This is a genomic window from Noviherbaspirillum sp. Root189 (genome assembly GCF_001428545.1).
In the GTDB taxonomy this organism is placed as follows: Bacteria; Pseudomonadota; Gammaproteobacteria; order Burkholderiales; family Burkholderiaceae_D; genus Noviherbaspirillum.
In genome coordinates, this window is sequence record NZ_LMHZ01000013.1 from 200,675 (window position 1) to 226,649 (window position 25,975).

A 25,975-nucleotide genomic window follows, 5' to 3' on the forward strand; every position below is an offset into this window, starting at 1 on the left:
ATCGTCGGCATACTCTTCAAACGACGACCGGCAGACCCGTCTTATACCAATCAGACAAGTTTCCAGTGGATTGCTTCACCACCATTCAGGGGCACGACCGTCGTCTCTCCCATCGGCACCTCCGCTGGGAGCGTCCAGGTTTCACGCCGCAGCGTCACCGTGCCGCTGTTACGTGGAAGCTGGTAAAACGCCGGCCCATTAAAGCTTGCAAATGCCTCAAGCTTGTCGAGTGCACCGACCTGATCGAATGCATGGGCATATAATTCCATCGCATGCAGGGCCGTATAGCAACCCGCGCAACCGCAGGCGTGTTCCTTCAGCCCTTTGGGATGCGGTGCGGAATCGGTACCGAGAAAAAAGCGGGTATTGCCGGAGGTCGCAACCTTGACCAATGCCTGGCGATGTTCTTCGCGCTTAAGAACCGGCAGACAGTAGTAATGCGGACGGATACCGCCTTTAAAAATCTCATTGCGGTTATAGAGCAAGTGATGGGCGGTGATGGTGGCGCCAAGCGGGCCATCTGCCTGGCTCACGTACTGCGCGGCTTCGCGCGTTGTGATGTGTTCAAACACAACTTTCAATGCCGGCATGTCTCTGCGCAAAGGTTCCAATACGCGGTCTATGAATACGGCTTCACGATCAAACAAGTCGATATCGGTATCAGTCACCTCACCGTGCACAAGAAACGGCATGCCAACTTCCTGCATTACCTCCAGCGTCTTGTAGCACTTATTTAACGCGGTGACGCCGGCGTCGGAATTGGTTGTCGCGCCGGCAGGATAAAGTTTCACCGCATGAATAAAACCGCTTTCCCTGGCACGCCGGATTTCATCTGGTGGCGTGTTGTCGGTTAGGTACAGCGTCATCAGCGGTTCGAATTGCATGCCGGCCGGTAGTGCCGCGAGGATGCGCTCGCGGTAGGCAGCGGCCTGGGCCGTCGTGGTAACCGGCGGCTTGAGATTGGGCATGACGATCGCACGGGCAAACTGGCGTGCGGTATGTGGCAAGACACTGGCCAGGGTGGTCCCATCGCGCAAATGCAAGTGCCAGTCGTCGGGGCGGGTCAGCGTGATGCTGGAAACAGGGGATTTGGTTTGGGAAGTAGGCATGTCGGCTCTTTCTTGATACGGCGCTATTTTACCCGCCTGAGCCAACAAACTGGGCCATCCCAGGTCATCAAATAAAAAAGCCGCCCCTGCGAGCAGGGACGGCTTGGCACCCGATGAATCTATTGCTCTGTTACTAACGGTCAGAAACGGTCAGTGGATGATTTTTGCGAGGAAGTCACGTGCACGGTCGGAACGCGGCGCGCCGAAGAACTCTTCCTTGGTGCAATCTTCAACAATCAAACCCTTGTCCATGAAGACGACGCGGTTGGCGACCTTCTTGGCAAAGCCCATTTCGTGGGTGACCACCATCATGGTCATCCCTTCGTGCGCGAGGCCGACCATGACGTCCAGCACTTCATTGATCATTTCCGGGTCGAGCGCAGAGGTCGGTTCATCGAACAGCATCGCAATCGGATCCATTGACAATGCACGCGCGATCGCGACACGCTGCTGCTGACCACCAGACAACTGGCCTGGGAACTTGTCCTTCTGCGACAGCAAACCGACGCGATCAAGGTACTTCAGGCCCTTTTCAGTTGCTTCTTCCTCGCTGCGGCCCAGCACCTTGACTTGGCCGATCGTCAGGTTCTGGCGAATCGACAGGTGGGGGAATAATTCAAAGTTCTGGAACACCATGCCGATGCGTGCACGCAGTTTTGATAGATTGGTTTTCGGGTCACCGACCGAAATGCCATCGACCAGGATCTGGCCTTTCTGGAACGGCTCCAGTCCGTTGACAGTTTTAATCAGCGTGGATTTGCCGGAGCCGGAAGGACCGCAGACCACAACCACTTCACCCTTGGCAACATGCGTGGTGCAATCGGTCAGAACCTGGAAGCTTCCGTACCATTTGCTAACATCTTTAAGTTCAATCATGATTTCTCCTGGATACTATTCTGAAATATTCTGTCTTTGCCTGAGTCCGGATCCCTGCAGGCTTCTGCTTGCGCCGCACTCGATGAGGATGTCCCGGCGCAGCACAAGATGCGTTATCGGATAATCGCCACTTTCTGCTGCAGGCGCTTGACCAGCAGCGAAAGCCCGAAGCAGATCACGAAGTAGACGAGCGCGACAAACAGATACATTTCAATCAGGCGTCCGTCTCGTTGCGCGACCTTGGAAGCAGCGCCCACGAAGTCAGTGATCGACAAGACGTACACCAGCGATACGTCCTGGAACAGCACGATAGTCTGCGTGAGTAGAACTGGAATCATGTTGCGAAATGCCTGGGGTAGCACGATATTTCCCATGGTTTGCCAGTAGTTCATCCCAAGCGCATAACCTGCGGACACTTGCCCGCGTGGAATCGACTGGATGCCTGCCCGCATGATCTCGCAGTAGTACGCAGCTTCAAACAGCATGAAAGTAATCAGCGACGAAGTGAACGCACCGACCTTGATCGGTTCATTTGCGCCAATTATCCAGGCGCCGATATACGGCACCAGGAAGTAAAACCAGAAAATCACCAGGACCAGCGGAATTGAACGGATCAGGTTGACATAACCGGTAGCAACGAACGATATGGCCTTGTTGCTGGACAAGCGCATCATCGCCAATAGCGTGCCGATGATAATACCGCCCACCATCGCCAGCCCCGTCAGCTCTAGCGTGAACGCCATTCCTGTCTGGAAAAGGTAAACCCAGCTGCGTTCGATAACGTCGAAATCAAGATTAAGCATGATTACTTGCCTCCCGAACCGGAAGAGATATAGCCCGGTACCGCCACGCGCCGTTCGATGAAGCGCATGAGATTGACCACGACGACATTGACGAGGACGTAAATGATCGTCGCCGCGGTGAATGCCTCAAATACCTGGAAGGAAAATTCCTGCATTGAACGCGCCCGTGCGGTCAGTTCCATCAAGCCGATAGTCAGCGCCACCGCGCTGTTTTTCATAATGTTGAGAAACTCACTGGTAAGCGGCGGAATGACGATACGGAAAGCCATTGGCAGCAAAATATAGCGATAGGTTTGCGGAAGCGTCAGGCCGAGCGCCGTGCCGGCCAATTTCTGCCCCCGCGGCAGAGAATTGATGCCTGCGGAGACCTGCACGGCCACCCGCGCAGACGTAAAGAATCCAAGCGAGATGACCGCAGTAATAAAGGGCGAGTTCGGCAATTGCTTGAGCCAGTCGCCAAAGGATGCAGGGACAAGCTCCGGCATCACGAAGAACCAGAGGAACATCTGGACCAGCAACGGAATGTTGCGGAACAGTTCGACATAGCCGTTGGCCAGGCGCACCGCCCACTTGTGCGGGGTCGTGCGGATGGTACCGATGACTGCGCCGAGGATCAGTGCCATGATCCACGCAATCAGCGCGGTGGCCAGCGTCCAGTACAGTCCGGACAGCAGCGTGTCCATATAGGTGCCGACACCGTCGGGAGACGGCTCCCAGAAAATGCGCCAGTTCCAGTTGTAATTCATAGCTTGCCCTTGTCTCTTGCAGAGGTCCAGTGTGGTATTGCGCGCATCGCAGGGATGCGACTGTGTGACGCATGGCTGTCTGACGTCACCCTTCTAAGTATTTGTGCCCACTACAAAAAACGGGAGGCTACCTGCCCCCCGTTTTTTTCCATGCTGCTAGCGCTTATTTGTAAGCAGCGGGATCACCGGAATCCGTCGGATTCGCAATGACTTTCTTCAGTTGGTCGCTCATCGGCCAGTTCAGGTTGACACCCTTTGGCGGAATCGGGGACATGAACCACTTCGCGTAGATACGATTGATATCACCCGACTTGAAGACGCCATTGATGGCATCGTCCACGACTTTCTTGAATGCCGGATCGTCGCGGCGCATCATGATGCCGTAGGGCTCAAGCTCAAGCGCATCCTTGGTGATGGCGTAGTCATTTGGCGACTTGGACGTTGCAGCCAACGATGCCAGCAGAATGTCATCCATCAGGAATGCAACTGCACGGCCGGTTTCAACCATCAGGAACGATTCAGCGTGATCCTTGGCCGACAAAATGTTCAGGCCCAGGTTTTTCTCGGTATTGAGCGCGGTGATCTGACGCATAGACGTCGTACCTGCTGTCGACACCAGGGTTTTGCCCTTCATGTCGTTCAGCGAATTGATATTGGCAGACTTTTTGGCCAGCAGGCGGTTGCCCGACACAAAAGTGGTCGGCGCAAATGCAACCTGTTTCTGACGCTCGATGTTGTTGGTGGTGGAGCCGCACTCGAGATCGACCGTGCCGTTTGCCATCAGGGGAATACGGGTTGCCGATGTGACCGGGTTCATCTTGACGTTCAGCTGTGTCATGCCCAGGTGCTTCTGGATCGCACTCACCGCCTTCATGCAGAGATCGATCGAGTAGCCCTGATAGGACTGCTTGTCGTCAAGGTAGGAAAACGGAATGGAGGAATCGCGGACGCCCAGAGTAATGGTGCCGGAATCCTTAATCTTTTTCAGTGTGCCGCTCTCCTGAGCCTGTGCGGCCCCTGCGATGACCCCTGCGCCGATCAGGACAGCGATCAATTTTGCTAGTTTCATTTTATCTCCTGGAAAAAAATTAGCGAGTTAGTGTACCAAAAGCTATGTTTATAAAGCATGATTTCTGCTCGTTTCGAGGGGATAAGACCAGGGCCTCTCCCTTTGGTCGAACATGTTCTTGTTTTTATTGTCGCGCAATACGTAGTTTTACGGATTCCCAGTCCCGAGCATGGCTAGCGCCATGACTCGATTTCAGTCCCCTACCTTATCGGTCGGAAAACGGAATGTGTCGCGCAACAAGTGGCCGATCGGCATATTCATGTTCATGCCCTTGGGTGGAATCGGGCTCTTGAACCACTTGTCGTAGAGCTTGTAAATCTCGCCGTCGTTGATGATGCGCCCCATTTCCCGGTCGACGACGGCCTTGAACGCGGGGTCATCCTTGCGCAGCATGATGGCATAAGGTTCGGCGGACAGAGCATCTCCGACGACCGCAAAGCGGCTCGGGTTTTCCGAGTTTGCACGCAATCCGAACAAAAGTACGTCATCCATGGGAAAAGCGGCTGCCTGACCTTTCTCCACCATCGAAAACGATTCGGCATGGTCACGCCCTTCGATCAGTTTCAGGCCTAGCGCCCGCACTTTGTCGCGGTCATTGAGCAATTTGACTGTCGTGGTGCCTTTGGTCGTCACAACCTGCTTGTCGCGCAGATCGGACCAATTGGTAATCCCGGAATCGGTTCGCACCACCATGCGGGCGGCGGCGACAAAATGAGGGATGGTAAACGCCACCTGCTTGCGGCGCTCGGCATTGTTAGTGGTGGAGCCGCACTCCAGATCCGCTTTGCCATCGACGATGGCAGGGATACGGGTGGAAGGCGTGACGGCCAGAAATTCGACATTGAGACGGTCTAGCTTGAGTTCACGCTTGACCGCATCGGCGATCTTCAGGCATAGCTCGACAGCGTATCCAATCGGTTTTTTATCTGCGTTGTAATAAGAGAACGGGAGAGATGCCTCCCGGTATGCGATCGTGATCGTGCGCGTTTCTTTGATTTTTGCCAGGCCATCGGCAGCGTATGCCGAAGGGGCGAGCAGGCAGCAGGAAGCTGCAAGGCAGCCTCCTGCGATGCGACTTGTGATCGTAGGTCGGTAGTGCATAAGGTCTCCGTCTCATGCCGGGTGGTACAGCCTACAGGACGTCCGGCGGTGCAGTTAAATACGAAACTACGGCCGCGTCCTGTATGTGCAGCCGCCGGTGCATTGCCGGCAGCTTGCCAGTTTTCAGTGCAACCGAAGTATCAGGGGTACAGTCCACGCATTTCCCGTGCCTGCAGTACTCGGGTGCAGGCAACGATAAACGCGGCAGTGCGCAATGATACTTTCTTCTCGTCCGCCAGTTGCCACACTGCGGCAAATGCTTCACGCATGATACGTGTCAGGCGCTGGTTAATCTCATCCTCGGTCCAGAAGAAGCTTGAGAAATCCTGCACCCATTCGAAGTAGCTGACGGTCACGCCACCCGCATTGGCAATCACGTCTGGCACGACCAGCACGCCCTTGTCGTGCAGGATGTCGTCAGCTGCCGGGGTCGTCGGGCCGTTCGCTCCCTCCAGAATGATCTTGGCGCGGATCTTGTTGGCGTTGGCTTCGGTGATCTGCTGCTCCAGTGCGGCCGGGATCAGAATGTCGCAGTCGACTTCCCAGAAACGGCTGCGGTCGTTGACCGTGTCGGCGTTGGCGAAGCCGGAAACACTGCCATGCTGCGCCACATGCGCCTGCAGTGCCGGGATGTCGAGTCCGCCGTCACGCACTATCGTGGTGACATGGTCCTGCACCGCGACGATTTTTGCACCGGCTTCGGCGAACAAGCGGGCAGCAACGCCGCCGACGTTACCGAAGCCCTGCACCGCAACGCGTGCGCCTTTGATGTCTAGACCGCGCTTGGCGGCGGCTTCACAACCCACGACGTAGACGCCACGGCCGGTAGCTTCATGACGGCCCAGGCTACCACCGAGGGAAATCGGCTTTCCGGTAACGACGCCGGAGGCAGTGCTGCCCTGGTTCATGGAATAAGTGTCCATCATCCACGCCATGATCTGCTCATTGGTATTGACGTCGGGCGCCGGGATATCCTTGTTCGGGCCGATGATGATGTTGATTTCGCTGGTGTAGCGGCGGGTCATGCGTTGCAGTTCGCCAGACGACAGGGTCTTGGGATTGACGCGGATGCCACCTTTGGCGCCGCCGTACGGCACGTTGACTGCCGCGTTCTTGACTGTCATCCAGGCCGACAGGGCCATCACTTCGGACAGCGTGACGTCCTGGTGGAAGCGCACACCGCCCTTGCCCGGACCGCGGGAGGTATTGTGCTGCACGCGGTAGCCCTCGAAGTGGGCAATGGTACCGTCATCGCGTTCGATGGGAACATCAACGACGAGAATGCGCTTGGGACGCTTGAGCGTTTCAACCCAGCGGGCCAGGCTGCCGAGATGCGGTGTGACGCGATCGATCTGCTCGAGATAGACGCCCCAGGGGCCGATCTCGTGGGGTGTCAGGTAAGACGGGACTTCGTGGTGGACGGACATGGTGCCATGACTCCTTGTAGGTTTAAGCGGCCATCGTTGCGATGATGCGCTATACAGGGAAGGATGCTATTCCAACGCGGCGCAGCAAATCCAATGCTTTGTAGGCATGCAACTATGCATGGAATGCATAAGCTTTGATGCACTGCAAATGCGTAATCAGGCGGCTTTCCCAGCGGCGGTTCGGGGCTTGCGGTTGCGTGGTTTTGCTTCCCGGCTCTCGACCAGGTATTCCCACAGGCGGGACACGATCGGCTTGCCCGGACGCTGACCAGAAGGACGTTCCCGATAGAGGCGGATTTCCATGCTGAGTTCCCAGTCCGGCTGGCCGCCATCGGCGCGCGCCAAATGCTTTTGCTTGATTTCTCGTGTCACCGCAGACTCGGGAAGAAAGGCGATACCGTGGCCTTCCAGTGCCATCATCTTCAGGCCTTCCGCCATATCGGTTTCGTAGCGCTTTTCAAGGAACAGCGGGCGTTCGGCATCGGCAAGAATCATATCCACCATGCGGCCGAGATAAGCATTGCTGGTGTAAGACAGAAAAGGTATCGGCGCCTTGGCGCTGCCCGGCAGCAGCAAGCTCGGCACACCGGACTTGTCACAGCGCGCGTAGGCACGCAAGGTTTCGCTGCCCAGCGTCAGCATATCGTAGCGGCTGGCGTCGAGCTGTACGGGCTGGCGGGGATGGTGGTAGCACAGCAGCAGGTCGCAGCCGCCCTCCACCATCGTCATCACAGCGTCGTGCACGTTCAGGGCAATCAGTCGTGAATTCAGCGTACCGAAACCGTCCTTCAGCTCGGTGATCCACTTGGGCATGTAGGTCAGCGACAGGGTGTGCGGCACCGCGAAGTCGACCGTGGTATGGGCAGTCGGCCGTTTGCCGCGCAACAGGGCACGCGCATTATTGACCTGCCCAAGCATTTCCAGCGCCTGCTCGTAGAACACCTCACCGGCCGGGGTCAGCCTGGTCGGATAGGAGGTACGGTCGATCAGATCCGCGCCGAGCCATGCTTCCAGGGACTGAATGCGACGCGAAAATGCCGGTTGCGTCACATGGCGCAGCGCCGCCGAGCGGCTGAAGCTGCGCGTCTCGGCCAATGAAATGAAATCTTCGAGCCATTTGGTTTCCATGCCGCTATGTTAGTCGCCTTCGCGGCGGAAGCAAAGCAGCCCCAGCTGGAGACCCGAGTCACGCGACTGCGGCTTCCGCGTCCCTGTCGTCGGCCGACGGCGAAGCCGGGACTTCCTGACGTGCCTGCTGGCGTTCCCACATCTGGGCATACGCGCCGTTTTGCGCAATCAACTGACTGTGCGTGCCGCGTTCGATGATCCGGCCATGGTCGAGCACCAGGATTTGCGAAGCGTCGGCGATGGTCGACAGCCGGTGGGCAATCACCAGGGTGGTACGGTCCCTAGCGATTTCCTTCAGCTGCGCCTGGATCGCCTGTTCGGCGCGCGAGTCCAGCGCCGAAGTCGCCTCGTCGAAGATCAGGATGGCGGGATTCTTGAGCAAGGTGCGGGCAATCGCCACGCGCTGTTTTTCACCGCCGGACAACTTCAAGCCGCGCTCGCCGACCATGCTGCCGTAACCGTCTGGCAGGCTTTCGATGAAGTCGTGGATATAGGCAGCTTTCGCAGCCGCCACGATTTCTTCGCGAGTCGCATCCGGCTTGCCATAGGCAATGTTGTACTCGATGGTGTCATTGAACAGCACGGTATCCTGCGGCACGATGCCGATACTTTTTCGCAACGATGCCTGCGTTACATTGCGCAGGTCCTGGCCATCGATGGTAATGCTGCCGGCATTGATATCGTAGAAGCGGAACAGCAGGCGCGACAGCGTGGACTTGCCGGAGCCGCTGTGGCCAACCACGGCGGTCGTCGTTCCTGCTGGAATCGTGAAGTCGACATCGAACAGGATCTGGCGCTTGGCTTCGTAGCTGAAGTCGACATGCGAAAACTTTACTTCCGCTCCCTTTATAGCAAGCGGTTGTGCGTTCGGCACATCGGCCACTTCACGATGCTGGTCGAGCAGTTTGAATAGCCTTTCCATGTCGGCAAGGCTTTGCTTGATTTCACGGTAAATCACACCGAGAAAATTGAGCGGAATGTATAGCTGGATCATGAAGGCATTGACCAGCACCAGATCGCCCAGCGTCATCTTGCCGTCGATCACTCCCTGGGTCGCGCGCCACAGGATCAGCGTGACGGCGGTTGCGATGATCAGCGATTGTCCGGTGTTGAGGATCGACAGCGAGGTCTGGGATTTCACCGCTGCCGTTTCCCAGTTCTGCATGCTGTGGTCGTAACGACGTGCTTCGTAATCCTCGTTGCCGAAATACTTGACCGTCTCGTAGTTGATCAGCGAATCAATGGCGCGTGTGTTGGCCTTCGAATCAAGCTCGTTCATCGTCCGGCGGAAGTTGGTGCGCCATTCGGTCACCGCCACCGTAAAGCCGATGTACACCAGCAAGGCGGCGAAGGTGATGACGGCAAACCAGATGTCGTAATGCAGCACCAGGTAGCCGATCACCAGCGTAATTTCCACCAGTGTCGGCAGGATGCTGTATAGCGTGTAGGAAACCAGCGACGATACGCCACGCGAGCCGCGTTCGATGTCGCGCGTCATGCCGCCGGTCTGTCGATTCAGGTGGAAACGCAATGACAGCGAATGCAGGTGACGGAACACTTGCAGTGCAATGGTGCGCACCGCGCTCTGAGTAACCTTTGCAAATACGAATTCACGCAGCTCGGTAAACATCGTCGTGCACAGGCGCAGCAATCCATACGCGACAAGGATGCTGACCGGAAGTACCAGCAAGGCCTGAGGATTATCGGGTCTGATCGTCATATGGTCGATCAGCGCCTTCAGCACCAGCGGCACGCCGACGTTCGCCATCTTGGCGCCCACCAGGAATGTCAGGGCCAGCAACACGCGCCATTTGTATGCCCACAGGTAGGGAATCAGCGTCTTGAGCGTACCCCAGTCGTTGCGGGTGCCTTCGTTGGCGGGTGGTTCGGGAGATGAAACTGGATGGCGTCGCATGAAAGATTTATCTATGGAATGGTTTATGCTCTGGCTTTGACGATTGTAGCCCAGTGCCTGTGTTCCATCAGGTGAGGCGAAAAAGGAGAACCGCAATGACAAATAAACACCAGACCTCCCTTCCTGACGGAAAAGTGCCGCAGTTACGCGTGATGCCGATGCCAGCCGATGCCAATGTGCATGGCGATGTGTTCGGCGGCTGGATCATGGCACAGGTTGACATTGCCGGTGCGCTACCCGCGGTACGCCGCTCGAACGGCCGTGTCGCGACCATCGCGGTGAATTCCTTCGTGTTCAAGCAGCCCGTATTTGTTGGCGACCTGCTGTCTTTCTATGCCGATATCGTCAAGGTCGGCACGACATCGATTACCGTGAACGTGGAAGTTTATGCGGAACGCAATCGCCTTCAAGTGGAAACCGTCAAGGTAACCGAGGCAACGCTGACCTACGTTGCCACCGACGAAAACCGACAGCGCCGTGCAATTCCGCCGCTGGCCGACTAAGCAGAGTCCAACGTACTCTCCGGCAAGCTGAGATGCGAAACGACCGTCGGTTTTTTCTGGAGCAAACCGCGCGCCTTTTTTCCCTGGCGGCATTGTCGGCCGCGTTTCCGGGTGCCGCGCTGAGCAAGACGGCGCTCTACCCTTTCAGCCTCGGCGTGGCATCCGGATCGCCGCGTGCGTCGTCCATCGTGTTGTGGACACGTATCCTGCCCGACCCGCTCAATGCGGAATCATCCGGCAAGCAGCCTTTTTCTGTGCAATGGGAAATCGCAGAGGATGAGGGATTCACCCGCATCGCGGCTCAAGGCAACACGACCGCCCTGCCGGAGCTGGCGCACAGCGTGCATGTCGACGTCGTCGGCCTGAAGCCGGATCGCTGGTACTGGTATCGCTTCATGCTCGGAGATGCAGTCAGCCCAGTTGGCCGTACGCGCACGGCGCCGGCCGTCGATATCATGCCGTCTTCGCTGCGGCTGGCAGTCGCTTCCTGCCAGCACTGGGATTTCGGCGAGTATGCGGCGCATCGTCACATTGCTGCGGAAGCACCGGACCTGGTCGCTTTTCTGGGCGACTATATTTACGAATGGGGCCAACTTGCGCTTGCGCATCCCGCCTCGCCACGCAAGCGTATCAATGAAAGCGTGACCCTGTCCGATTACCGCGCACGCTATGCGCAGTACAAATCCGACCCGCAGTTGCAAGCGTCGCATCGGGTGGCGCCATGGATCGTCACCTGGGACGATCACGAAGTGGCCAATGACTATGGCAACGACCGCGACGAACGCCTCGATGCCAACTTCCTTGCGCGCCGCGCTGCCGCCTACCAGGCTTTCTATGAGCATATGCCGGTGCGCCTGCATGCATTACCGGAAGGCCCACAGTCACAACGCTTTGCGCAAATGCGTATCTACGACCGCTATGACTGGGGCCGACTGGCGCGCTTCCATGTGCTCGATAACCGGCAATACCGCTCTCATCACGCCTGTTCCGCACCAAATCGAGGTGGGTCGAGATCGGTGGATACGGGCTGCGGCGAACGACTCGCGCCGGCGCGTACGCTGCTTGGTAACGCCCAGGAACTCTGGCTGGCCGACAGCTTTGCCAGTTCCGGGGCACGATGGAATTTCATCACGCAACAGACATTGATGGCCCAGTGTTCTCATACGCCCATCGAGAAGGAAGAAGATGGTCGCTTCTGGAACGACGGCTGGGACGGTTACCCGGCCGCACGTGAGCGGCTGTTTCACGACATTCGCCACCATAAAGTAAGCAACCCTGTCGTGCTATCGGGCGATGTACACACCTTTTATGCGGCAGAGTTGCGACCGGACTTCAACCGGCCGGTATCCGCAGACAATCCCGTCATCGCCACGGAGTTCTGCGGTACTTCTGTCACCTCGAACTCGCGCCCGCAGGCGCGCACCGAGCAATATGTCGCGCAAAATCCGCATATCAAATATGGCCGCAGCGACGTTCGCGGATTCGTGATGATGGAAGTCAGCCCGGCGCAGGTCGTGACACGCTTTCAGGCACTGGCGGATGTGCGCGAGGCACGATCTCCGGTATCAACGATTGCCCGCTTCGTGGTCGAAGATGGCAAGCCGGGATTGATCAAGGTCGGTTGATCATAATGTCACCGACATAAAAAAACCGCCTGACTTGCAGGCGGTTTTTTTGTGGCCACGGAACGCAGCTTGAATGATGTGGAAAGACCTGATCAGGCCGCCTTCTTTTCATCGCGCAGTTCGCGGCGCAGAATCTTGCCGACATTGGTCTTCGGCAATTCGTCACGGAACTCGATGTACTTCGGCTTTTTGTAGGCGGTGAACTGTTCCTTGCAATAATTCATCAGTTCATCAACTGTCAGCGATGCATCCTTGCGGACCACAAACAGTTTGACTGCTTCGCCGGAGTTATTGTCAGGCACGCCGATGCATGCACATTCGAGCACGCCGGGATGTGCGGCAACCACCGCTTCAATCTCGTTCGGATATACGTTGAAGCCGGACACCAGAATCATGTCCTTCTTGCGATCGACGATCTTTACGAAGCCGCGCTCATCCATAATGCCGACGTCGCCGGACTTGAAGAAGCCATCCGGCGTCATGACCTTTGCGGTTTCATCCGGGCGGTTCCAGTACCCAACCATGACCTGCGGGCCCCGGATGGCGATCTCGCCAGGTTGTCCTAGAGGTACCGGTGTGCCATTGTCGTCCAGGATAACGATTTCCGTGCTCGGAATGGGCAAGCCGATCGTGCCCGAAAATTCGGTCGACAGCGCCGGGTTGCAAGTCGCGGTCGGTGCGGTTTCCGAGAGACCGTAACCTTCGATGATCGGGCAACCGGTGACTTTGAGCCACTTGTCGTTGACTGCCTGCTGCACTGCCATGCCGCCGCCGTTGCAGATCTTCAGTTGCGAGAAATCCAGCTTGGCAAAATCGGGATTGTTCAGCAAGCCGTTGTAGAGCGTATTCACTGCAGGCAGTAGGTTGAACTTGTATTTGCCGAGTTCCTTGACGAAGCCGGGAATGTCGCGCGGGTTCGGGATCAGGATGTTCATTGCACCCCAGCGGGTGCCCATCAGCATGCACGCGGTCAGCGCAAAGATGTGATACAGCGGCAGCGCGCAGACGATGGTCAGCGGATCGATCTTCGGTTCCTGTTGCAGCGCAGGCTGTGCCCATGCATCGTTTTGCAGCACATTGGCAATAACGCAGCGATGCGTCAATGTTGCGCCTTTCGACACGCCGGTGGTGCCGCCGGTGTATTGCAGGAATGCGAGGTCGTCATGATTGAGGTCGACCGGCTTGAGCGTCATGCGTCCGCCTTCCGACAATACCTGCTTGAAGCGGATGGCATTCGGCAGCGAGAACGCGGGCACCATTTTCTTCACATTGCGGACGACGAAATTGACCAGCATGCCCTTGGCACCGCCCAGCATCTCGCCCATGCTGGCGACCACTACATGCTTGACCTTGGTCTTGCCGATTACCTGCTCCAGCGTGGTAGCAAAGTTTTCCAGGATGATGATCGCTTCGGCGCCGGAATCATTGAGCTGATGTTCGAGTTCACGCGGGGTGTACAGCGGGTTCACATTGACCACGCAGTAGCCGGCGCGCAGTACGCCCGTGATTGCAACCGGATACTGGAGTATGTTTGGCATCATCACCGCTACCCGCGCGCCCTTCTTCAGGCCGCGCCCCTGCAACCATGCGCCGACTTTTTTAGATAGTTCGTCGACTTCAGCGTACGTCATGAACTTGTCCATGCAGACGTAGGCGTTACGCGATGAGAATTTCTTGAACGATTCCTCCATCAGATGCACCAGCGAGCGGTACTGGGTGACATCGATTTCCGCGGGAACACCGGGTGGGTAGGACTTCAGCCAAAGCTTTTCCATTGTCTGCCTCTAGTTTTATTGGTGGGATTGGTTGATTTGCCCAAAAAATCGAACGACCGATTCTTTTTTCAGCGTAGATGCTATCGGTCGACGCGCTCTCATGCAAGTCTTTTAATGATGTTCAGAATAATCCTTCTAGGGAGATTATGGTTTTGCAGTGCAGCAATTCTGATTACGCTAATTGGCGGCGGACGCACGTAAAAAAGCAGCCTCGAAAGGCTGCTCTATGTCGCATTCGGCTGCTACTCAAACCACTGAGTACTCCGTACTGAGCTGATGCGGTTGAATGAAAATCAGCTTGCCCGGCCTGAGCCCGCTTACCCAGGCGCTTAATGCAGATCTTCGGCGTGGGTGTTGCCCGCGGTGACCGCCGTGGCCTGACCAAAGCTGGCCAGCAGACGATGACGTTCATCCTTGCCTAGCGTGGACAGGTTGCGTACCGCTTCATAAAACTTACCGAGATCCTTTTGTTTGGTGAGTATGGCCTTGAAACCGGGCACGAAGTCATGATAGGTCGCCACGGCTGACAGATGCGCGTTCGACAATGGCTCGGCGAACCAGCGATCGTAACCGCTGTAGCCATCCCAACTTTCTTTCAGCACCAGATACTCTTCTTTCAATGCCTTGAAAATCGCCGCCTTTGCCTTGCGCTTTTCATCATCGCTGATGTCACTTTCGTAATTGGCTTTCAATGCCTTGCGCTGCTTCAGCAGCAAGGCCAGGAAATCACGCTTGCGTCCTTCGTAAGCTGCGTAAGCTTTTCGTGTCTTTTCATCGCCATGCAACTCCATCCAGCGCTCAACGCCTGCTTCCTCGACTGCAACAGCAAACGATTCATTGAATTTGGAATCACCCGGCACATAGACGACCTGGTGTGCGAGTTCGTGGAAAACCAGTCGCGCCAGCTCGCCGTCCGGGTATTGAATGAAGGTCGACAGTACCGGATCCTTGAACCAGCCGAGCGTCGAATAAGCCGGCACGCCGGACACCTCGACGTCGTATTTTTCGGCGCGCAATTCGGCAGCGTAAGCCTGCGCCTCATCCTTGCTGTAATAGCCACGATAGTTGACGCAGCCGGCAACGGGGAAACACCACTGCAAGGGCTTGAGCGAGAGCTCCGGTGTGGCGACGACATTCCACATCACGAATGGCCGCTTGAGGTCCGCATAGGTCGTGTAGCTGTCGTTGTCAGGCAGGCCGAGTTCCCGTGCGGCAAAGGCACGGATTTCCTTTACCCGGGTAAGGCGGTTCTTGAGTTTGCTTTCGGTGCCCGGACTGGCGATCCATTCATCGATCGGACGCGCTTCCGACAACAGCGAGAATTGACCGTGCGCCGCCTGCACGAAATAACCGATCTGCGCACAGCCTGCCAACGTTGCCGCCACACCGCAGAACACCAATGCCCGCCACTTCATCTTCATTTTCCTAAGCCTTCTCCACCTGCACCAGCACGTCGTAGAACGTTGGCGCGTTGCCCATATCGGTGAGGCGCTGGCTGGTCACTTCGTTGGCGTTTTTGCCATCGGCGGAAAACTTTTTCCACCAGATCGACAGACCAACCACCAGTCCCTTGCGTGCCTTGTCGGTCACGCGCGCTTTCGCGACGAATGATCCGCGGTCATTGAAGATGCGTACCTGATCGCCTTGCCCGATACCACGTTGCGCTGCATCGTCGGGATGGATATCAAGGTGCGGTTCGCCTTCCGTATCACGCAGACTCTCCACATTGACGAAAGTGCTGTTAAGAAAGTTCCTTGCCGGTGGAGAAATCATTCCCAGCGGATAGCGTTTTGCCAATTCCGGATTACTTGCGGCTGATTCATACGGCGCGATATAAGTGGGCAAAGGGTCAAGTCCATCTGCCTGCATGCGTTCACAATAGAACTCGCACTTGCCTGAAGGAGTAGGAAAGCCGCCATGAGCGAAGGGTGCATCGGGTGCATCAAGCTTTTGCCAGCCACGCTGCTTGAGCGAATCCCAGTCGAAGTGAATAGCGCGCGCATTCGTGCGGTCAAATGCCTGCGCTGCGATGTCGTCATCGCTCTCGCGGAAGCAAGGATCGTCAAAACCCATGCGCGCAGCCAGCAGCCGAAAGATTTCAGTGTTCGGTTTTGCTTTTCCCAGCGGAGCGATTGCGGCATTGTTTGCCATCATGTACAGATGACCATAGGTTGCATGGATATCCACATGCTCAAGCTGTGTTGTCGCAGGCAGCACGATATCGGCATAGTCCGCCGTGTCAGTCTGAAAATGTTCGAGCACGACAGTAAACAAATCGTCACGCGCAAAACCCTGCGCGACCTTGGGCGACTCGGGTGCGACTGCGACGGGATTGGCGTTGTAGACGATGACCGCTTCGATCTTCGGTCCAAATTGCGGCGAGGTCTCTCGCAGCAATTCGTCACCGATGGTGCTCATGTTGATCGTGCGTACCGGTGTCTGCAACAGGTCGGGCCGTTGCAGCGCTGCGCTGTTCTTTGGGAAGGTATCCGACGAGGACAATTGAACACCCCCCGCAGCATGTCGCCACGCACCGACCAAGGCAGGCAGGCAGCAGATATTACGCACCGCCATGCCGCCGCCGCGCACGCGCTGCAGACCGTAATTGATGCGGATTGCGACAGGATCGCCCTGCTGCGCGGCAGTCCCGTAATCGTGTGCGAGTTGTTCAACTTCGTCAGGCGTGATGCCGCAGATCTCCGCTGTGTATTGCGGCGTCCATTTCTGCACGCGTTCTTTCAACTGATCGAAACCTAGCGTGTACTGTTCAACATAATCGCGATCGATCAATGCATCTCTGATCAGCACATGCATCATGCCAAGCGCGAGCGCCGCATCGGTGCCAGGCAACAGCGCAATATGCTGATGACATTTTTCCGCGGTGAGCGAACGGTAAGGATCAATGGCAATCAGTTTGGCGCCGCGGCGTTTAGCTTCTTGCGCGCGCATCCAGAAATGCAGATTGGAAGCAATCGGATTACCACCCCAGATCACGATCAGTTTAGCGTTTTGAAACTGCTCAACGTCGGTGCCGATGCGTGCGCCCAGCGTGTACTTGTAGCCGGCGCCGCCGGCCGATGCACAAATGGTGCGATCCAGCTGGGATGCGCCGAGTTTGTTGAAGAAGCGCATCGCCATGGATTCGCCCTGGACCAAGCCCATGGTACCGGCATAGCTGTAAGGCACGACGGCCTGAGAGCTTCGGCTGACAACTTCCTTCAGTTTTGAAGCAATGGTATCGAGCGCTTCATCCCAACTGATCTGTTCAAACCGGCCTTCGCCTTTGCGACCGACGCGCCTCAGCGGATGCAGTACACGGTCCTTGTGATAAGTCCGCTCGGTGTAACGCGACACCTTGGTGCAAAGCACGCCGGCCGTTGTTGGATGATCGGGATCACCACGCACCTGGGTTGCCACACCGTCTTCGACGGTTACCAGCATGGCGCAGGTATCCGGGCAATCATGAGGGCAAGTGGCGCGTACAATTGTTTTCGTCATAATAGTTTCCATGGGCGTCTGGTCTTTCTCGTGGATAACCAGACTGGATACCGGCGCTAGGCGGATGCGAAAAGCGCGCGGCGTAGCAAGTCTGCAATCACCTGGTATCGAAGTGCACGATATCGCGTGTGCAGTCGTTAGAATAGCGTTGAACCGTCAATCGTAATATACCGAGATTGAGAAAGTACTGCATGCTGCAAGGCAACGTCGCCGACATACGGTATACATGGAGACCATAATGAAGTTGATCGACCCGATCGTCGAGTTTCAGTCAGAACTGCAACAGATCCGGCGTGACATCCACGCACACCCCGAATTGTGCTTTGAAGAACAGCGTACTTCGGAAATCATTGCGCAAAAGCTGACGGAATGGGGCATCCCCGTAATCCGGGGACTTGGGCTCACCGGCGTGGTCGGCGTGATCAGGAACGGTACGGGAAAACGTGCAGTCGGCCTGCGTGCCGATATGGATGCCTTGCCCGTGCAAGAAATCAACACCTTTTCTCATGCCTCAAAACATCAGGGCAAGATGCATGCATGCGGGCATGACGGACATGTGGCCATGCTTTTGGGGGCTGCGCATTATCTGTCCAGGCACCGCAACTTCGACGGTACCGTGTATGTGATTTTCCAGCCGGCCGAAGAAGGCGGTGGTGGCGCCAAACGCATGATGGACGACGGCCTGTTCGAGCAATGCCCGATGGCAGCCGTGTTCGGCATGCATAACTGGCCCGGCGTACCGGTCGGTACTTTTGGTGTGACCGCAGGGCCGATGATGGCGTCGTCGAATGAATTCGAGGTGGTCATCAAGGGCAAAGGCGCCCATGCGGCGCAGCCGCACAAGGGCATCGACCCCATCATGATCGCAGTGCAAATTGCACAAAGCTGGCAAACGATCATTACGCGCAACCGCAATCCACTGGATGCCGGCGTGCTGTCGATTACGCAAATCCATGCGGGCAGCGCAACCAACATCATTCCGGATGAAGCAACACTGATCGGCACGGTACGCACCTTCAGTACCGAAGTGCTCGACCTGATCGAATCCCGCATGCGCAATATCGCGCAACACACGGCAGCCGCCTTCGATGCCAGCATCGATTTTCGCTTTCATCGCAATTACCCGCCTTTGGTCAATCATGCAAAAGAGACCGCTTTTGCAATCGATGTCATGAAGTCCGTCGTCGGTGAAGATCGTGTCGATGCGCAAGTCGAACCGACCATGGGTGCGGAAGACTTTGCCTTCATGCTGCAGGAAATGCCGGGATGCTATGTCTTCATCGGCAATGGCGAAGGTGGGCATCGCACTGTCGGTCACGGTCTGGGACCGTGCAATCTGCACAACCCGAGCTATGATTTCAACGACGAACTGCTGCCGCTGGGGGCGACTTTCTGGGTGCGCCTGGCGGAAGCCTTCCTGCGTCCGGCGTAATGACACCCTCACCCGCCGAGATAATGACCGGGCCGCATGCACTTGCGGTTCATGCGCCGGCATTTGTGCGTGTGGCATTGAGCAACATCACGCAGGAGTATCCGCACAAGCTTGATCACTTGGTCAGACAGGCCGGCGATGTGCAAGCCCCGCGTGTATTGCATCCGGTGTTCTACGGCAGCTATGACTGGCATTCCAGTGTGCACATGCATTGGCTGCTTGCAGCGATAATGCGGCGCATTCCTCATGTCCACGGTGTGGACCTTGTCCGTGCAGTCTTCGATCGCCATTTCAGCGATGACAGCGTTGCGGCGGAAGTTCGATACCTGGCGCAAGCGCAACATCAATCATTCGAACGCACTTATGGCTGGGCATGGCTGCTCAAATTACAGGCCGAACTCATTGCTCTTGCCGAAGTCGACTCGCGTGCCGGAGCATGGTGCAAGACGCTGCAACCGCTGGCCGACTTGATCGTCGATCGCTACCTGCAATATCTGCCGTTCGCACAGTATCCCATCCGTGCCGGCACCCATGCCAATAGTGCATTCGGCCTGCTGTTTGCACTGGATTACGCCGAGCAAATCCAGCATCTGGCGCTGCGCAAGATAATCATGAGCAAAGCAAACAACTGGTTCGGTCGTGACGGGCGCTATCCAGCGAACTACGAACCGAGCGGTGAGGATTTTTTGTCGGGCGGTTTGTTGGAAGCGGCATTAATGCTGCGTGTTGTCGATGGTTGCAGCTATGCCGACTGGTGGGAAGTGTTTTGTCCTGCACCACAGGATTTGCTGGTCTGGCTGACACCAGTGGCCGTCAGCGATCGCAGCGATCCGCGTCTGGCCCACCTTGATGGCTTGAACCTGTCGCGCGCCTGGTGCTGGAAAATGCTATTGCCGCAGCTGCCACAACGGATGCAACAACCGGTGAGCGATGCGATTGCAGCGCACCTTCAGGCGTCCTTGCCGCAGGCTGACAACGGCCATTATGTCGGTACGCATTGGCTCGCCAGCTTTGCCTTACTTGCCTTGGCCAACGACTAATGATGACCCGGCACCTTCGGAACTGCGTTCTTCTGCAGTGAGAATGCCGCGCTGACGCAAGAGACGGATGTCGCCATACCAAGCTTCCACGGTTTCGCCCGTGTTGTCGGTATCCGTCAGCACCCCGACGCCGATCAACTTGCCCGGCTTTTCGCCAAAGGCTTTTTCATAATCGTCGACGATGTTGCGGGTGAAGTTGCGCCATTTGCCAACGCCTTCCGGTCCCTGTTCCGCCACCATCATTCGGATGCGACTGCTGTGCGTGCTTCGGATAACCGTGCCGACAGGTGCTTTGTTTTCCCAGATGTACATCAGGGTTGCATAGGGAAAGTCATAGCCGGTGACAATCTTGGCGGTTTCGAACAGGATCTGGTCCGCGAACGGCAGGTTATCCTTGTCACCGTCAAAACCGAGAATGATGCGTACAGGTGAATCTTCGGTTGTGCGCTGGGTATTGTCGGCGGTAGTGACCAGTTTGGAGATTTTCCATTGCCATTCCAGCCAGGGTTGTTGCATCGGGTCCGCGTGTACATGCTGCATGAGCCCGGAGGATGCGCCTTCGGCACGCGCATGCAGCACCGTACGGTTTTCCTTGGTTACCAGTTCGTATTGCGTCTTCTTTTTCGTGCGAAGAAGAACGAGCGGTTCCCATGCACTTGGTAGTCTGCCGGCCTCACTGTGGGAAAACAGCGAGAACGTTGCTGCCTGCGTCGATAACGGTGAACTGGTTGCCTGTGGCATGGTGGGCTGCTGCGCGCAGCCGGTGAGGCCGATCGCCAGCGCAAGCGTAGCTAGCACGAATGTCGAACTGGCATGTGCGAAAGCGGGTTGATCTGGCGTACAGGACAAGGCATGCCGAGTGCTCTGCGCGTCAAAGTGGCTTGGGGCGGCTGTGCGCCAATATCTAATCTGCTCTAGGATCCGATTCATGTCCGACTCTGGAATCGCGCGCCCGCATCCGATGTGAGCGCACTTGCAGCATTTATTCGATGCGTGTTTTCGATGCCAGAATTGTATAGCGTTGTTGCTGTGTAGCAAGCACTAACCCGCCGGTCTCGCCAGTATCTTCTTCAGCACGGACGAACTGCCAGCGAATCTGATGGTATTTGGCCACAGCGTCGCGATGCGCAATGCTGATAATGCTCACCCCCGGCAAATCTTCCAGGATCAGCTTGTACAGGTGTTCTTCCGTTTCCGCATCCAATGCACTGGTGGCCTCGTCGAGGAACAGTATGTCGGGCTTGGCAAGCAAGGCGCGCACGAAGGCCAGGCGCTGCTGTTCACCGGGCGACAGACGCTGGCTCCAGTTGTCTGGTTCGTCGAGCTTGCCACTTAAATGCGGCAGTTTGCACAGTTCGAAGTAATGCTGGATGGCGCGCTCTTTGTATGCGTTTTCCGCAGCGGGATAGGAAACCGCGGCACGCAAAGTGCCGATCGGCAAATAGCCTTTTTGCGGAAGAAATAACAAGCGTGCATCCTTGGGTATTTCGATGCTGCCTCCGCCGTAAGGCCAGATACCGGCAATCGCGCGGAACAAGGTCGATTTGCCGCATCCCGAAGGACCAGCCACGAGAATTCGCTGTCCCGGCAGGATATGCGCCTTGAGTGCCGCGGTCAGTGCTGCTCCGCTGGGTAACTCTAGGGTGACATCGTCAAGCAGGACGGCACCGACGTTATTGCGCGTGACCGTAATGCCCGAGACGCGGGTGCGCGCGGTCACCACCGCCGCATGGAATCCGGCGAGTCGGTTGACGCTGGCTTTCCAGCTTGCCAGCGAACTGAAGGCATTGATGAACCAGGACAAGGCGTCCTGCACATGGCCGAACGCAGAACTGATCTGCATCAGGCCGCCCAGCGTGATCGCTCCGGAGAAGTAGCGCGGAGCCCCAACCAGGAACGGAAAAATAATGGCGAATTGCGCATAGAAGTTTGAAGCAACATTTAAACGCTTGGTGGTGCGCATGATCGTCCACCAGTTATCCCAGATGCGCTGGAAGCGCGTGCCAAGCTGGCCTTTTTCCTGTTCTTCACCGCGATACAGCGCCACGGCTTCCGCATGTTCGCGGATGCGTACAAGGCCGAAACGAAAGTCAGCTTCAAAACGCTGCTGATAAAAATTTTGAAACACCAGTGGTCGCCCAATCCAGAACACGATCAGGGAACCAACACCGGCATAGGCAATTGCAAACCACACCATGTAGCCGGGAATGCTCCACTGCTGGCCATGGAATATGAAGGCAAGCGGTCCGCTCACCGACCACAAAATTCCGACAAACGAGGCGAGTGAGACAACGCTCGAAAGCAAACCGAGCGACAACGTGAGCGAACCATTGGTCAGAAACTGCAGGTCTTCCGCGATACGCTGGTCCGGATTGTCGGCCGTGCCGGTCTGCTCGAGACGGTAGTACGACTGATTCTCCAGCCATTCATGCAGATACTGTTTTGTCATCCATGCACGCCAACGCATCTCGAGCGCTTGCATCAGGTAAACGCGATAGATGGCCACGGCGATGTAGATAAAGGCCAGATAGGAAAAACGCCAGAGCTGGCTCCTGAACGCGACGAAATCCTTATTTTCGAGCGCATTGTAGAAATCGCGATTCCAGGCGTTGAACAACACGTCCAGGTACACCATGCCCAAGGCGAGCGCAATCACCGTCGCCAGCAAGCCGTGCGCCTTCCATTTTTCTTCGGACACCCAGAAGGGCTTGATAAGTTGCCAGACTGCTCGCCAGTCGGTGCCGGTGGCGCCCGAGGTGGCGATGCCTTTATCGCTTGTATTGATAGTGCTGCCGAATGTGGTTGCGGTCATAGATGCTGCATTTAAAAACGTCTTTCAATCCTGTTGAGTGGAAGACAGTCAAGGCCTTCGCCATCATCCCTGCTACGCTACGGGTGCTGAAATGGCACAACCAACCTGATCGGCTTGGTAGGGAAATTGTCTGCATTCGCGACGCCCGCGATGATCAATGAAATGGTGGCGGCGACATAGGCAGACACGGTCTTCAACTTCATGGCGTGTCTGCTTTTATCAAGGTAATTGATCTGGCCCAGTGCCAACCCGCTTGCCGGCGTTGATGCGCTCGAGTGCAAGCAGGGTTGCCGACTGGTCGGCATTCGGTACAAGCTCCAGGATGCTGCGATAAAGGGCGGTTACTAACTCGGCGACAGGGAGACGTACACCACCAGATGCCGCGGCGATTAAGGCGTTTTCCAAGTCCTTGGTCTGACTTTTGACTTGTCCGCCGGGGAGAAAATTGCGCTCAAGCATACGCTGTCCGTGGACATCCAGAATGCGGCTTTCCGCAAAGCCTCCCCGAATAGCAGTCCGCACAGCGGCAGGATCAGCACCGCCGGCTTCGGCGAGCATCAGTGCCTCGGCAACAATGCTAAGGGTGCCACCGACAATCAGCTGGTTGCAGAGCTTTGCGATCTGGCCGCATCCGGCAGGGCCCACCCGTGTCGGACGGCCAAGGACCTCTAATATTGGTCTGGCGCGAGCAAAATCGTCTTCACTGCCGCCCGCCATGATTGCCAGCGTACCGGCTTCCGCACCGAGAACGCCTCCCGACACCGGGGCATCAATAAAGCGCACACCCTGTGCCGCGAGTGTGGAATGGAATTCCTGCGCTTCTGACTGGCGGGTGGAACTCATGTCGATGACTAGTGTGTCTTGCTGCAAGCCTCTTGCCGCCTGCTCCAACACCGACCGAACAATTGACCCATCTTCCAGCATGGTAATAACGACATCCGCTTCGCCAACTGCGTCTGCCGGGTGGTCCGCGATGCGTGCATGCCAGGAAGCAAGAGGCTCGGCCTTAGCACGCGTCCTATTCCATATCGTCACAGGATAGCCTGCTTGCAGTAGGCGTTTTGCCATCGGCGCACCCATCAATCCGACACCGAGAACAGCGATCCTTTGTATTGGCGCAGAACTACTCACGCTTGTCTCCTCTACTGTTACTAATTGATTGCATAATGATGCCCATCATCTCAAAAAAACAACTTCCATGTCGACCGAAGAGATTCAGCCCTTAATAGACACACCGATGTTGCTAGGCGAGACACCGCTATGGCACCCGGGCGAGTCCACTTTATACTGGATCGATATCGCAGATAAATCTGTACATCGTTTTCGCCCGTCAGATAGGTCGCATCACCGATGGGATGTTCCGTCGGAGCCAGGATGTATTGCTTATTGCGCGGCGGGTGGTCTTCTGGTGGCCATGCGTTCCGGCATTGCCAAACTTGATACAGTGAGTGGCGAATTAGCCCCGTACATAAACGCACCATACGACACATCAAAAATCCGTTTCAATGATGGACGTTGTGATGCCAATGGACGGTTGTGGCTTGGGACACTTTCCGATGACCGAACACAACGAGCAGGTGAGTTATTTTGCATCGATAGAGGAACGCTTCGCTCCGTGGGACATTCTGTAACGGTTTCCAATGGCGTGGCGTTTAGTGGGGACGGTAAGACTTTGTACCATACTGATACTACGGCCCACACTATCATGGCGTATGAATTTGACCTGCCAGCGGGCGAAATCGGTACGAGCCGTGTCTTTCGGCATTTTTCGCCCGATAAGGATTCTGCATACGGTGGCCGCCCGGATGGTGCTGCGGTTGATAGCGAGGATGCTTATTGGTGTGCTATGTACGAGGGGGGACGACTACTTCGCCTTGCCCCCGATGGGACCGTCTTACGAGAAATTTCACTTCCTGCGCGCTGTCCGACAATGCTTGCATTTGGCGGAGACGACATGAAAACACTTTTTATTACTACAGTCCGCCATAACCGTTCGCAGGAAGAATTAGCCCAGTACCCTCTGTCTGGATACGTACTGACGTGCAGAGTCGAAGTTCCTGGAAGATCCGAGTATGGCTACATCGAATAAATTTATGCAAAACGGTACGCAAAGATATTGGACCAGTTTCCCTGCTAAGAAGTGTTCTTAAGGCATAAAGGTTGTCGGTCAGCAAACTTATGGTACATCTGCGAAAATATCCTTATTTGGCAACGTTGCGCACCAGGTTGCTCAATGAGTCGTTTAAAGGACATTCATGATAAAAAACATCCCTTTTTCCCGTACATTTATTGCTGCCGCTATCTTTGGAATACAAACAGCAGCGTTTGCTGTGGACGGTGCCTCACTTGAGATAGGTACTGGCAACAAGACACAGATGACCCGCGTTGGACTGCAGTGGAAGTGGGATAGCAAATGGTGGCAATCGAATGGAACACATATCGGAGGATACTGGGATCTGACCGTCTCTCAATGGCGTGCCGACCGCTTCCGCAATATCCCTGGCAACTCACAGAATCTAATTGATATTGGTTTTACACCCGTATTTCGGTGGCAGAGTGATAGCCTCAAGGGCTGGTATGCCGAAGCTGGGATTGGCGCCCATTATCTGAGTGAAATATACGACAACAACGATCGCCAGTTTTCAACGAAATTTCAGTTTGGCGACCATTTGGGCATTGGGTATGTGTTTAAGAATAGCCTCGACGTTGGGATACGGGTTCAGCACTTTTCAAATGCGAGTATCAAGCAACCGAATGACGGCGCTAATTTCGCCGTTCTGCGTGCGAGCTATTCTTTCTGAAGAAATTACGCCCATACAAGTATGAATGTTCTAGCCCTGCATCGACAGGGCTTTTTATCGCAAGTCGAATTTAAGAAAATCTAGGTCGTAGAAGCCAAAGATCTTTTCATTACGGTGCATGAGTCGATGCTTTCGCAGTGATACAGCAGATGTCGGGAACGCGCCGGTACGGGAAGATGCAGGGAAGAGGACTAAAGCGATGCTGGATGGGAAGGAGGCGCTGGAACGCAAAAAGCCCCATCCTGTTGGGGATGGGGCTTTTGGTAATACAAGCCTGACGATGACCTACTTTCACACTGGTTGCAGCACTATCAT

22 protein-coding genes are annotated in these 25,975 nt (G+C 56.1%); 6 read left to right on the forward strand and 16 right to left on the reverse strand.

Features of this window, described 5'->3' with window-relative positions:
* Window positions 1-50: 50 nt before the first annotated feature.
* From pyrC to ASE07_RS10500, 9 genes are all read right to left on the reverse strand, one after another.
* Complete coding sequence (pyrC, locus tag ASE07_RS10460; RefSeq protein ID WP_057290756.1) at window positions 51-1,109, reverse strand: dihydroorotase; 1,059 nt, start codon at window positions 1,107-1,109, stop codon at window positions 51-53.
* A 150-nt stretch (window positions 1,110-1,259) separates the two neighbouring features.
* A complete protein-coding gene (locus ASE07_RS10465; RefSeq protein ID WP_057290757.1) occupies window positions 1,260-1,985 on the reverse strand; it encodes an amino acid ABC transporter ATP-binding protein in 726 nt (241 codons plus the stop codon).
* A 113-nt stretch (window positions 1,986-2,098) separates the two neighbouring features.
* Window positions 2,099-2,791: an amino acid ABC transporter permease gene (locus ASE07_RS10470; RefSeq protein WP_156396522.1), complete on the reverse strand. Its 693-nt coding sequence runs from the start codon at window positions 2,789-2,791 to the stop codon at window positions 2,099-2,101.
* Window positions 2,791-3,534, reverse strand: a complete 744-nt coding sequence (locus ASE07_RS10475) for an amino acid ABC transporter permease (protein WP_057290759.1) — start codon at window positions 3,532-3,534, stop codon at window positions 2,791-2,793. The genes ASE07_RS10470 and ASE07_RS10475 overlap by 1 nt, the downstream gene beginning before the upstream one ends.
* Before the next feature lie 163 nt (window positions 3,535-3,697).
* Window positions 3,698-4,603: a transporter substrate-binding domain-containing protein gene (locus ASE07_RS10480; protein WP_057290760.1), complete on the reverse strand. Its 906-nt coding sequence runs from the start codon at window positions 4,601-4,603 to the stop codon at window positions 3,698-3,700.
* A gap of 192 nt (window positions 4,604-4,795) precedes the next feature.
* Window positions 4,796-5,704: an amino acid ABC transporter substrate-binding protein gene (locus ASE07_RS10485; RefSeq protein ID WP_057290761.1), complete on the reverse strand. Its 909-nt coding sequence runs from the start codon at window positions 5,702-5,704 to the stop codon at window positions 4,796-4,798.
* Window positions 5,705-5,844: 140 nt separating this feature from the next.
* A complete protein-coding gene (locus tag ASE07_RS10490) occupies window positions 5,845-7,131 on the reverse strand; it encodes a Glu/Leu/Phe/Val family dehydrogenase (RefSeq protein ID WP_057290762.1) in 1,287 nt (428 codons plus the stop codon).
* A gap of 156 nt (window positions 7,132-7,287) precedes the next feature.
* A complete protein-coding gene (locus ASE07_RS10495) occupies window positions 7,288-8,259 on the reverse strand; it encodes a LysR family transcriptional regulator (protein ID WP_057290763.1) in 972 nt (323 codons plus the stop codon).
* A gap of 58 nt (window positions 8,260-8,317) precedes the next feature.
* A complete protein-coding gene (locus ASE07_RS10500) occupies window positions 8,318-10,174 on the reverse strand; it encodes an ABCB family ABC transporter ATP-binding protein/permease (RefSeq protein WP_057290764.1) in 1,857 nt (618 codons plus the stop codon).
* Between the two features lie 95 nt (window positions 10,175-10,269).
* Here ASE07_RS10500 and ASE07_RS10505 point away from each other — a divergent pair, with 95 nt between their 5' ends.
* Together ASE07_RS10505 and ASE07_RS10510 are read left to right on the forward strand one after the other, a co-directional pair.
* On the forward strand, window positions 10,270-10,677 hold the full coding sequence (locus ASE07_RS10505; RefSeq protein ID WP_057290765.1) for an acyl-CoA thioesterase: 408 nt from the start codon (window positions 10,270-10,272) through the stop codon (window positions 10,675-10,677).
* Between the two features lie 32 nt (window positions 10,678-10,709).
* Window positions 10,710-12,302 carry an alkaline phosphatase D family protein gene (locus tag ASE07_RS10510; protein WP_057290766.1) on the forward strand — a complete coding sequence of 531 codons (1,593 nt, stop codon included), beginning with the start codon at window positions 10,710-10,712 and terminating at the stop codon, window positions 12,300-12,302.
* Between the two features lie 92 nt (window positions 12,303-12,394).
* Here ASE07_RS10510 and ASE07_RS10515 read toward each other — a convergent pair whose 3' ends face one another.
* From ASE07_RS10515 to ASE07_RS10525, 3 genes are all read right to left on the reverse strand, one after another.
* Window positions 12,395-14,077 carry a long-chain fatty acid--CoA ligase gene (locus ASE07_RS10515; protein WP_057290767.1) on the reverse strand — a complete coding sequence of 561 codons (1,683 nt, stop codon included), beginning with the start codon at window positions 14,075-14,077 and terminating at the stop codon, window positions 12,395-12,397.
* Between the two features lie 329 nt (window positions 14,078-14,406).
* Window positions 14,407-15,492 (reverse strand): aminopeptidase, encoded by a 1,086-nt coding sequence (locus tag ASE07_RS10520; protein ID WP_156396523.1) that lies wholly within the window; start codon window positions 15,490-15,492, stop codon window positions 14,407-14,409.
* 10 nt (window positions 15,493-15,502) lie between these two features.
* Window positions 15,503-17,575 carry a molybdopterin-containing oxidoreductase family protein gene (locus ASE07_RS10525; RefSeq protein ID WP_057290769.1) on the reverse strand — a complete coding sequence of 691 codons (2,073 nt, stop codon included), beginning with the start codon at window positions 17,573-17,575 and terminating at the stop codon, window positions 15,503-15,505.
* Window positions 17,576-17,813: 238 nt separating this feature from the next.
* Here ASE07_RS10525 and ASE07_RS10530 point away from each other — a divergent pair, with 238 nt between their 5' ends.
* Window positions 17,814-19,007, forward strand: a complete 1,194-nt coding sequence (locus tag ASE07_RS10530; protein WP_057290770.1) for a M20 aminoacylase family protein — start codon at window positions 17,814-17,816, stop codon at window positions 19,005-19,007.
* Window positions 19,007-20,047, forward strand: coding sequence for a DUF2891 domain-containing protein (locus ASE07_RS10535; protein ID WP_235548422.1), 1,041 nt, complete (start codon window positions 19,007-19,009; stop codon window positions 20,045-20,047). The genes ASE07_RS10530 and ASE07_RS10535 overlap by 1 nt, the downstream gene beginning before the upstream one ends.
* Here the strand turns inward: ASE07_RS10535 and ASE07_RS10540 are convergent.
* The 4 genes from ASE07_RS10540 to ASE07_RS10550 form a co-directional block, all read right to left on the reverse strand.
* Window positions 20,024-20,977 (reverse strand): DUF3047 domain-containing protein, encoded by a 954-nt coding sequence (locus ASE07_RS10540; protein WP_235548423.1) that lies wholly within the window; start codon window positions 20,975-20,977, stop codon window positions 20,024-20,026. The genes ASE07_RS10535 and ASE07_RS10540 overlap by 24 nt on opposite strands.
* Before the next feature lie 52 nt (window positions 20,978-21,029).
* Window positions 21,030-22,859, reverse strand: a complete 1,830-nt coding sequence (locus tag ASE07_RS10545) for an ABC transporter ATP-binding protein/permease (protein ID WP_082584064.1) — start codon at window positions 22,857-22,859, stop codon at window positions 21,030-21,032.
* 77 nt (window positions 22,860-22,936) lie between these two features.
* Window positions 22,937-23,062, reverse strand: a complete 126-nt coding sequence (locus tag ASE07_RS30370) for a hypothetical protein (protein WP_268793417.1) — start codon at window positions 23,060-23,062, stop codon at window positions 22,937-22,939.
* Between the two features lie 16 nt (window positions 23,063-23,078).
* On the reverse strand, window positions 23,079-23,990 hold the full coding sequence (locus ASE07_RS10550; RefSeq protein WP_268793418.1) for an NAD(P)-dependent oxidoreductase: 912 nt from the start codon (window positions 23,988-23,990) through the stop codon (window positions 23,079-23,081).
* Window positions 23,991-24,057: 67 nt separating this feature from the next.
* Between ASE07_RS10550 and ASE07_RS27995 the strand changes: the two genes are divergently transcribed.
* Both ASE07_RS27995 and ASE07_RS10560 read left to right on the forward strand, forming a co-directional pair.
* The gene (locus ASE07_RS27995) at window positions 24,058-24,948 is read left to right on the forward strand and encodes an SMP-30/gluconolactonase/LRE family protein (RefSeq protein WP_082584066.1); all 891 of its coding nucleotides are present in this window, start codon (window positions 24,058-24,060) and stop codon (window positions 24,946-24,948) included.
* Between the two features lie 166 nt (window positions 24,949-25,114).
* Window positions 25,115-25,660 carry an acyloxyacyl hydrolase gene (locus tag ASE07_RS10560; protein WP_057290773.1) on the forward strand — a complete coding sequence of 182 codons (546 nt, stop codon included), beginning with the start codon at window positions 25,115-25,117 and terminating at the stop codon, window positions 25,658-25,660.
* The last annotated feature ends 315 nt before the right edge of the window (window positions 25,661-25,975 follow it).

What these genes read in the sequence shown, in the direction of transcription:
- ASE07_RS10515 (WP_057290767.1), bottom strand. Translation starts at nt 14,077, where the DNA reads ATGGAAAAGCTTTGGCTGAAGTCCTACCCACCCGGTGTTCCCGCGGAA.
- ASE07_RS10475 (WP_057290759.1), bottom strand. Translation starts at nt 3,534, where the DNA reads ATGAATTACAACTGGAACTGGCGCATTTTCTGGGAGCCGTCTCCCGAC.
- ASE07_RS10510 (WP_057290766.1), top strand. Translation starts at nt 10,710, where the DNA reads ATGCGAAACGACCGTCGGTTTTTTCTGGAGCAAACCGCGCGCCTTTTT.
- ASE07_RS10525 (WP_057290769.1), bottom strand. Translation starts at nt 17,575, where the DNA reads ATGACGAAAACAATTGTACGCGCCACTTGCCCTCATGATTGCCCGGAT.
- ASE07_RS10535 (WP_235548422.1), top strand. Translation starts at nt 19,007, where the DNA reads ATGACACCCTCACCCGCCGAGATAATGACCGGGCCGCATGCACTTGCG.
- ASE07_RS10545 (WP_082584064.1), bottom strand. Translation starts at nt 22,859, where the DNA reads ATGACCGCAACCACATTCGGCAGCACTATCAATACAAGCGATAAAGGC.
- pyrC (WP_057290756.1), bottom strand. Translation starts at nt 1,109, where the DNA reads ATGCCTACTTCCCAAACCAAATCCCCTGTTTCCAGCATCACGCTGACC.
- ASE07_RS10490 (WP_057290762.1), bottom strand. Translation starts at nt 7,131, where the DNA reads ATGTCCGTCCACCACGAAGTCCCGTCTTACCTGACACCCCACGAGATC.
- ASE07_RS10520 (WP_156396523.1), bottom strand. Translation starts at nt 15,492, where the DNA reads ATGAAGTGGCGGGCATTGGTGTTCTGCGGTGTGGCGGCAACGTTGGCA.
- ASE07_RS10480 (WP_057290760.1), bottom strand. Translation starts at nt 4,603, where the DNA reads ATGAAACTAGCAAAATTGATCGCTGTCCTGATCGGCGCAGGGGTCATC.
- ASE07_RS10560 (WP_057290773.1), top strand. Translation starts at nt 25,115, where the DNA reads ATGATAAAAAACATCCCTTTTTCCCGTACATTTATTGCTGCCGCTATC.
- ASE07_RS10485 (WP_057290761.1), bottom strand. Translation starts at nt 5,704, where the DNA reads ATGCACTACCGACCTACGATCACAAGTCGCATCGCAGGAGGCTGCCTT.
- ASE07_RS10540 (WP_235548423.1), bottom strand. Translation starts at nt 20,977, where the DNA reads ATGAATCGGATCCTAGAGCAGATTAGATATTGGCGCACAGCCGCCCCA.
- ASE07_RS27995 (WP_082584066.1), top strand. Translation starts at nt 24,058, where the DNA reads ATGTCGACCGAAGAGATTCAGCCCTTAATAGACACACCGATGTTGCTA.
- ASE07_RS30370 (WP_268793417.1), bottom strand. Translation starts at nt 23,062, where the DNA reads ATGAAGTTGAAGACCGTGTCTGCCTATGTCGCCGCCACCATTTCATTG.
- ASE07_RS10500 (WP_057290764.1), bottom strand. Translation starts at nt 10,174, where the DNA reads ATGCGACGCCATCCAGTTTCATCTCCCGAACCACCCGCCAACGAAGGC.
- ASE07_RS10495 (WP_057290763.1), bottom strand. Translation starts at nt 8,259, where the DNA reads ATGGAAACCAAATGGCTCGAAGATTTCATTTCATTGGCCGAGACGCGC.
- ASE07_RS10465 (WP_057290757.1), bottom strand. Translation starts at nt 1,985, where the DNA reads ATGATTGAACTTAAAGATGTTAGCAAATGGTACGGAAGCTTCCAGGTT.
- ASE07_RS10505 (WP_057290765.1), top strand. Translation starts at nt 10,270, where the DNA reads ATGACAAATAAACACCAGACCTCCCTTCCTGACGGAAAAGTGCCGCAG.
- ASE07_RS10530 (WP_057290770.1), top strand. Translation starts at nt 17,814, where the DNA reads ATGAAGTTGATCGACCCGATCGTCGAGTTTCAGTCAGAACTGCAACAG.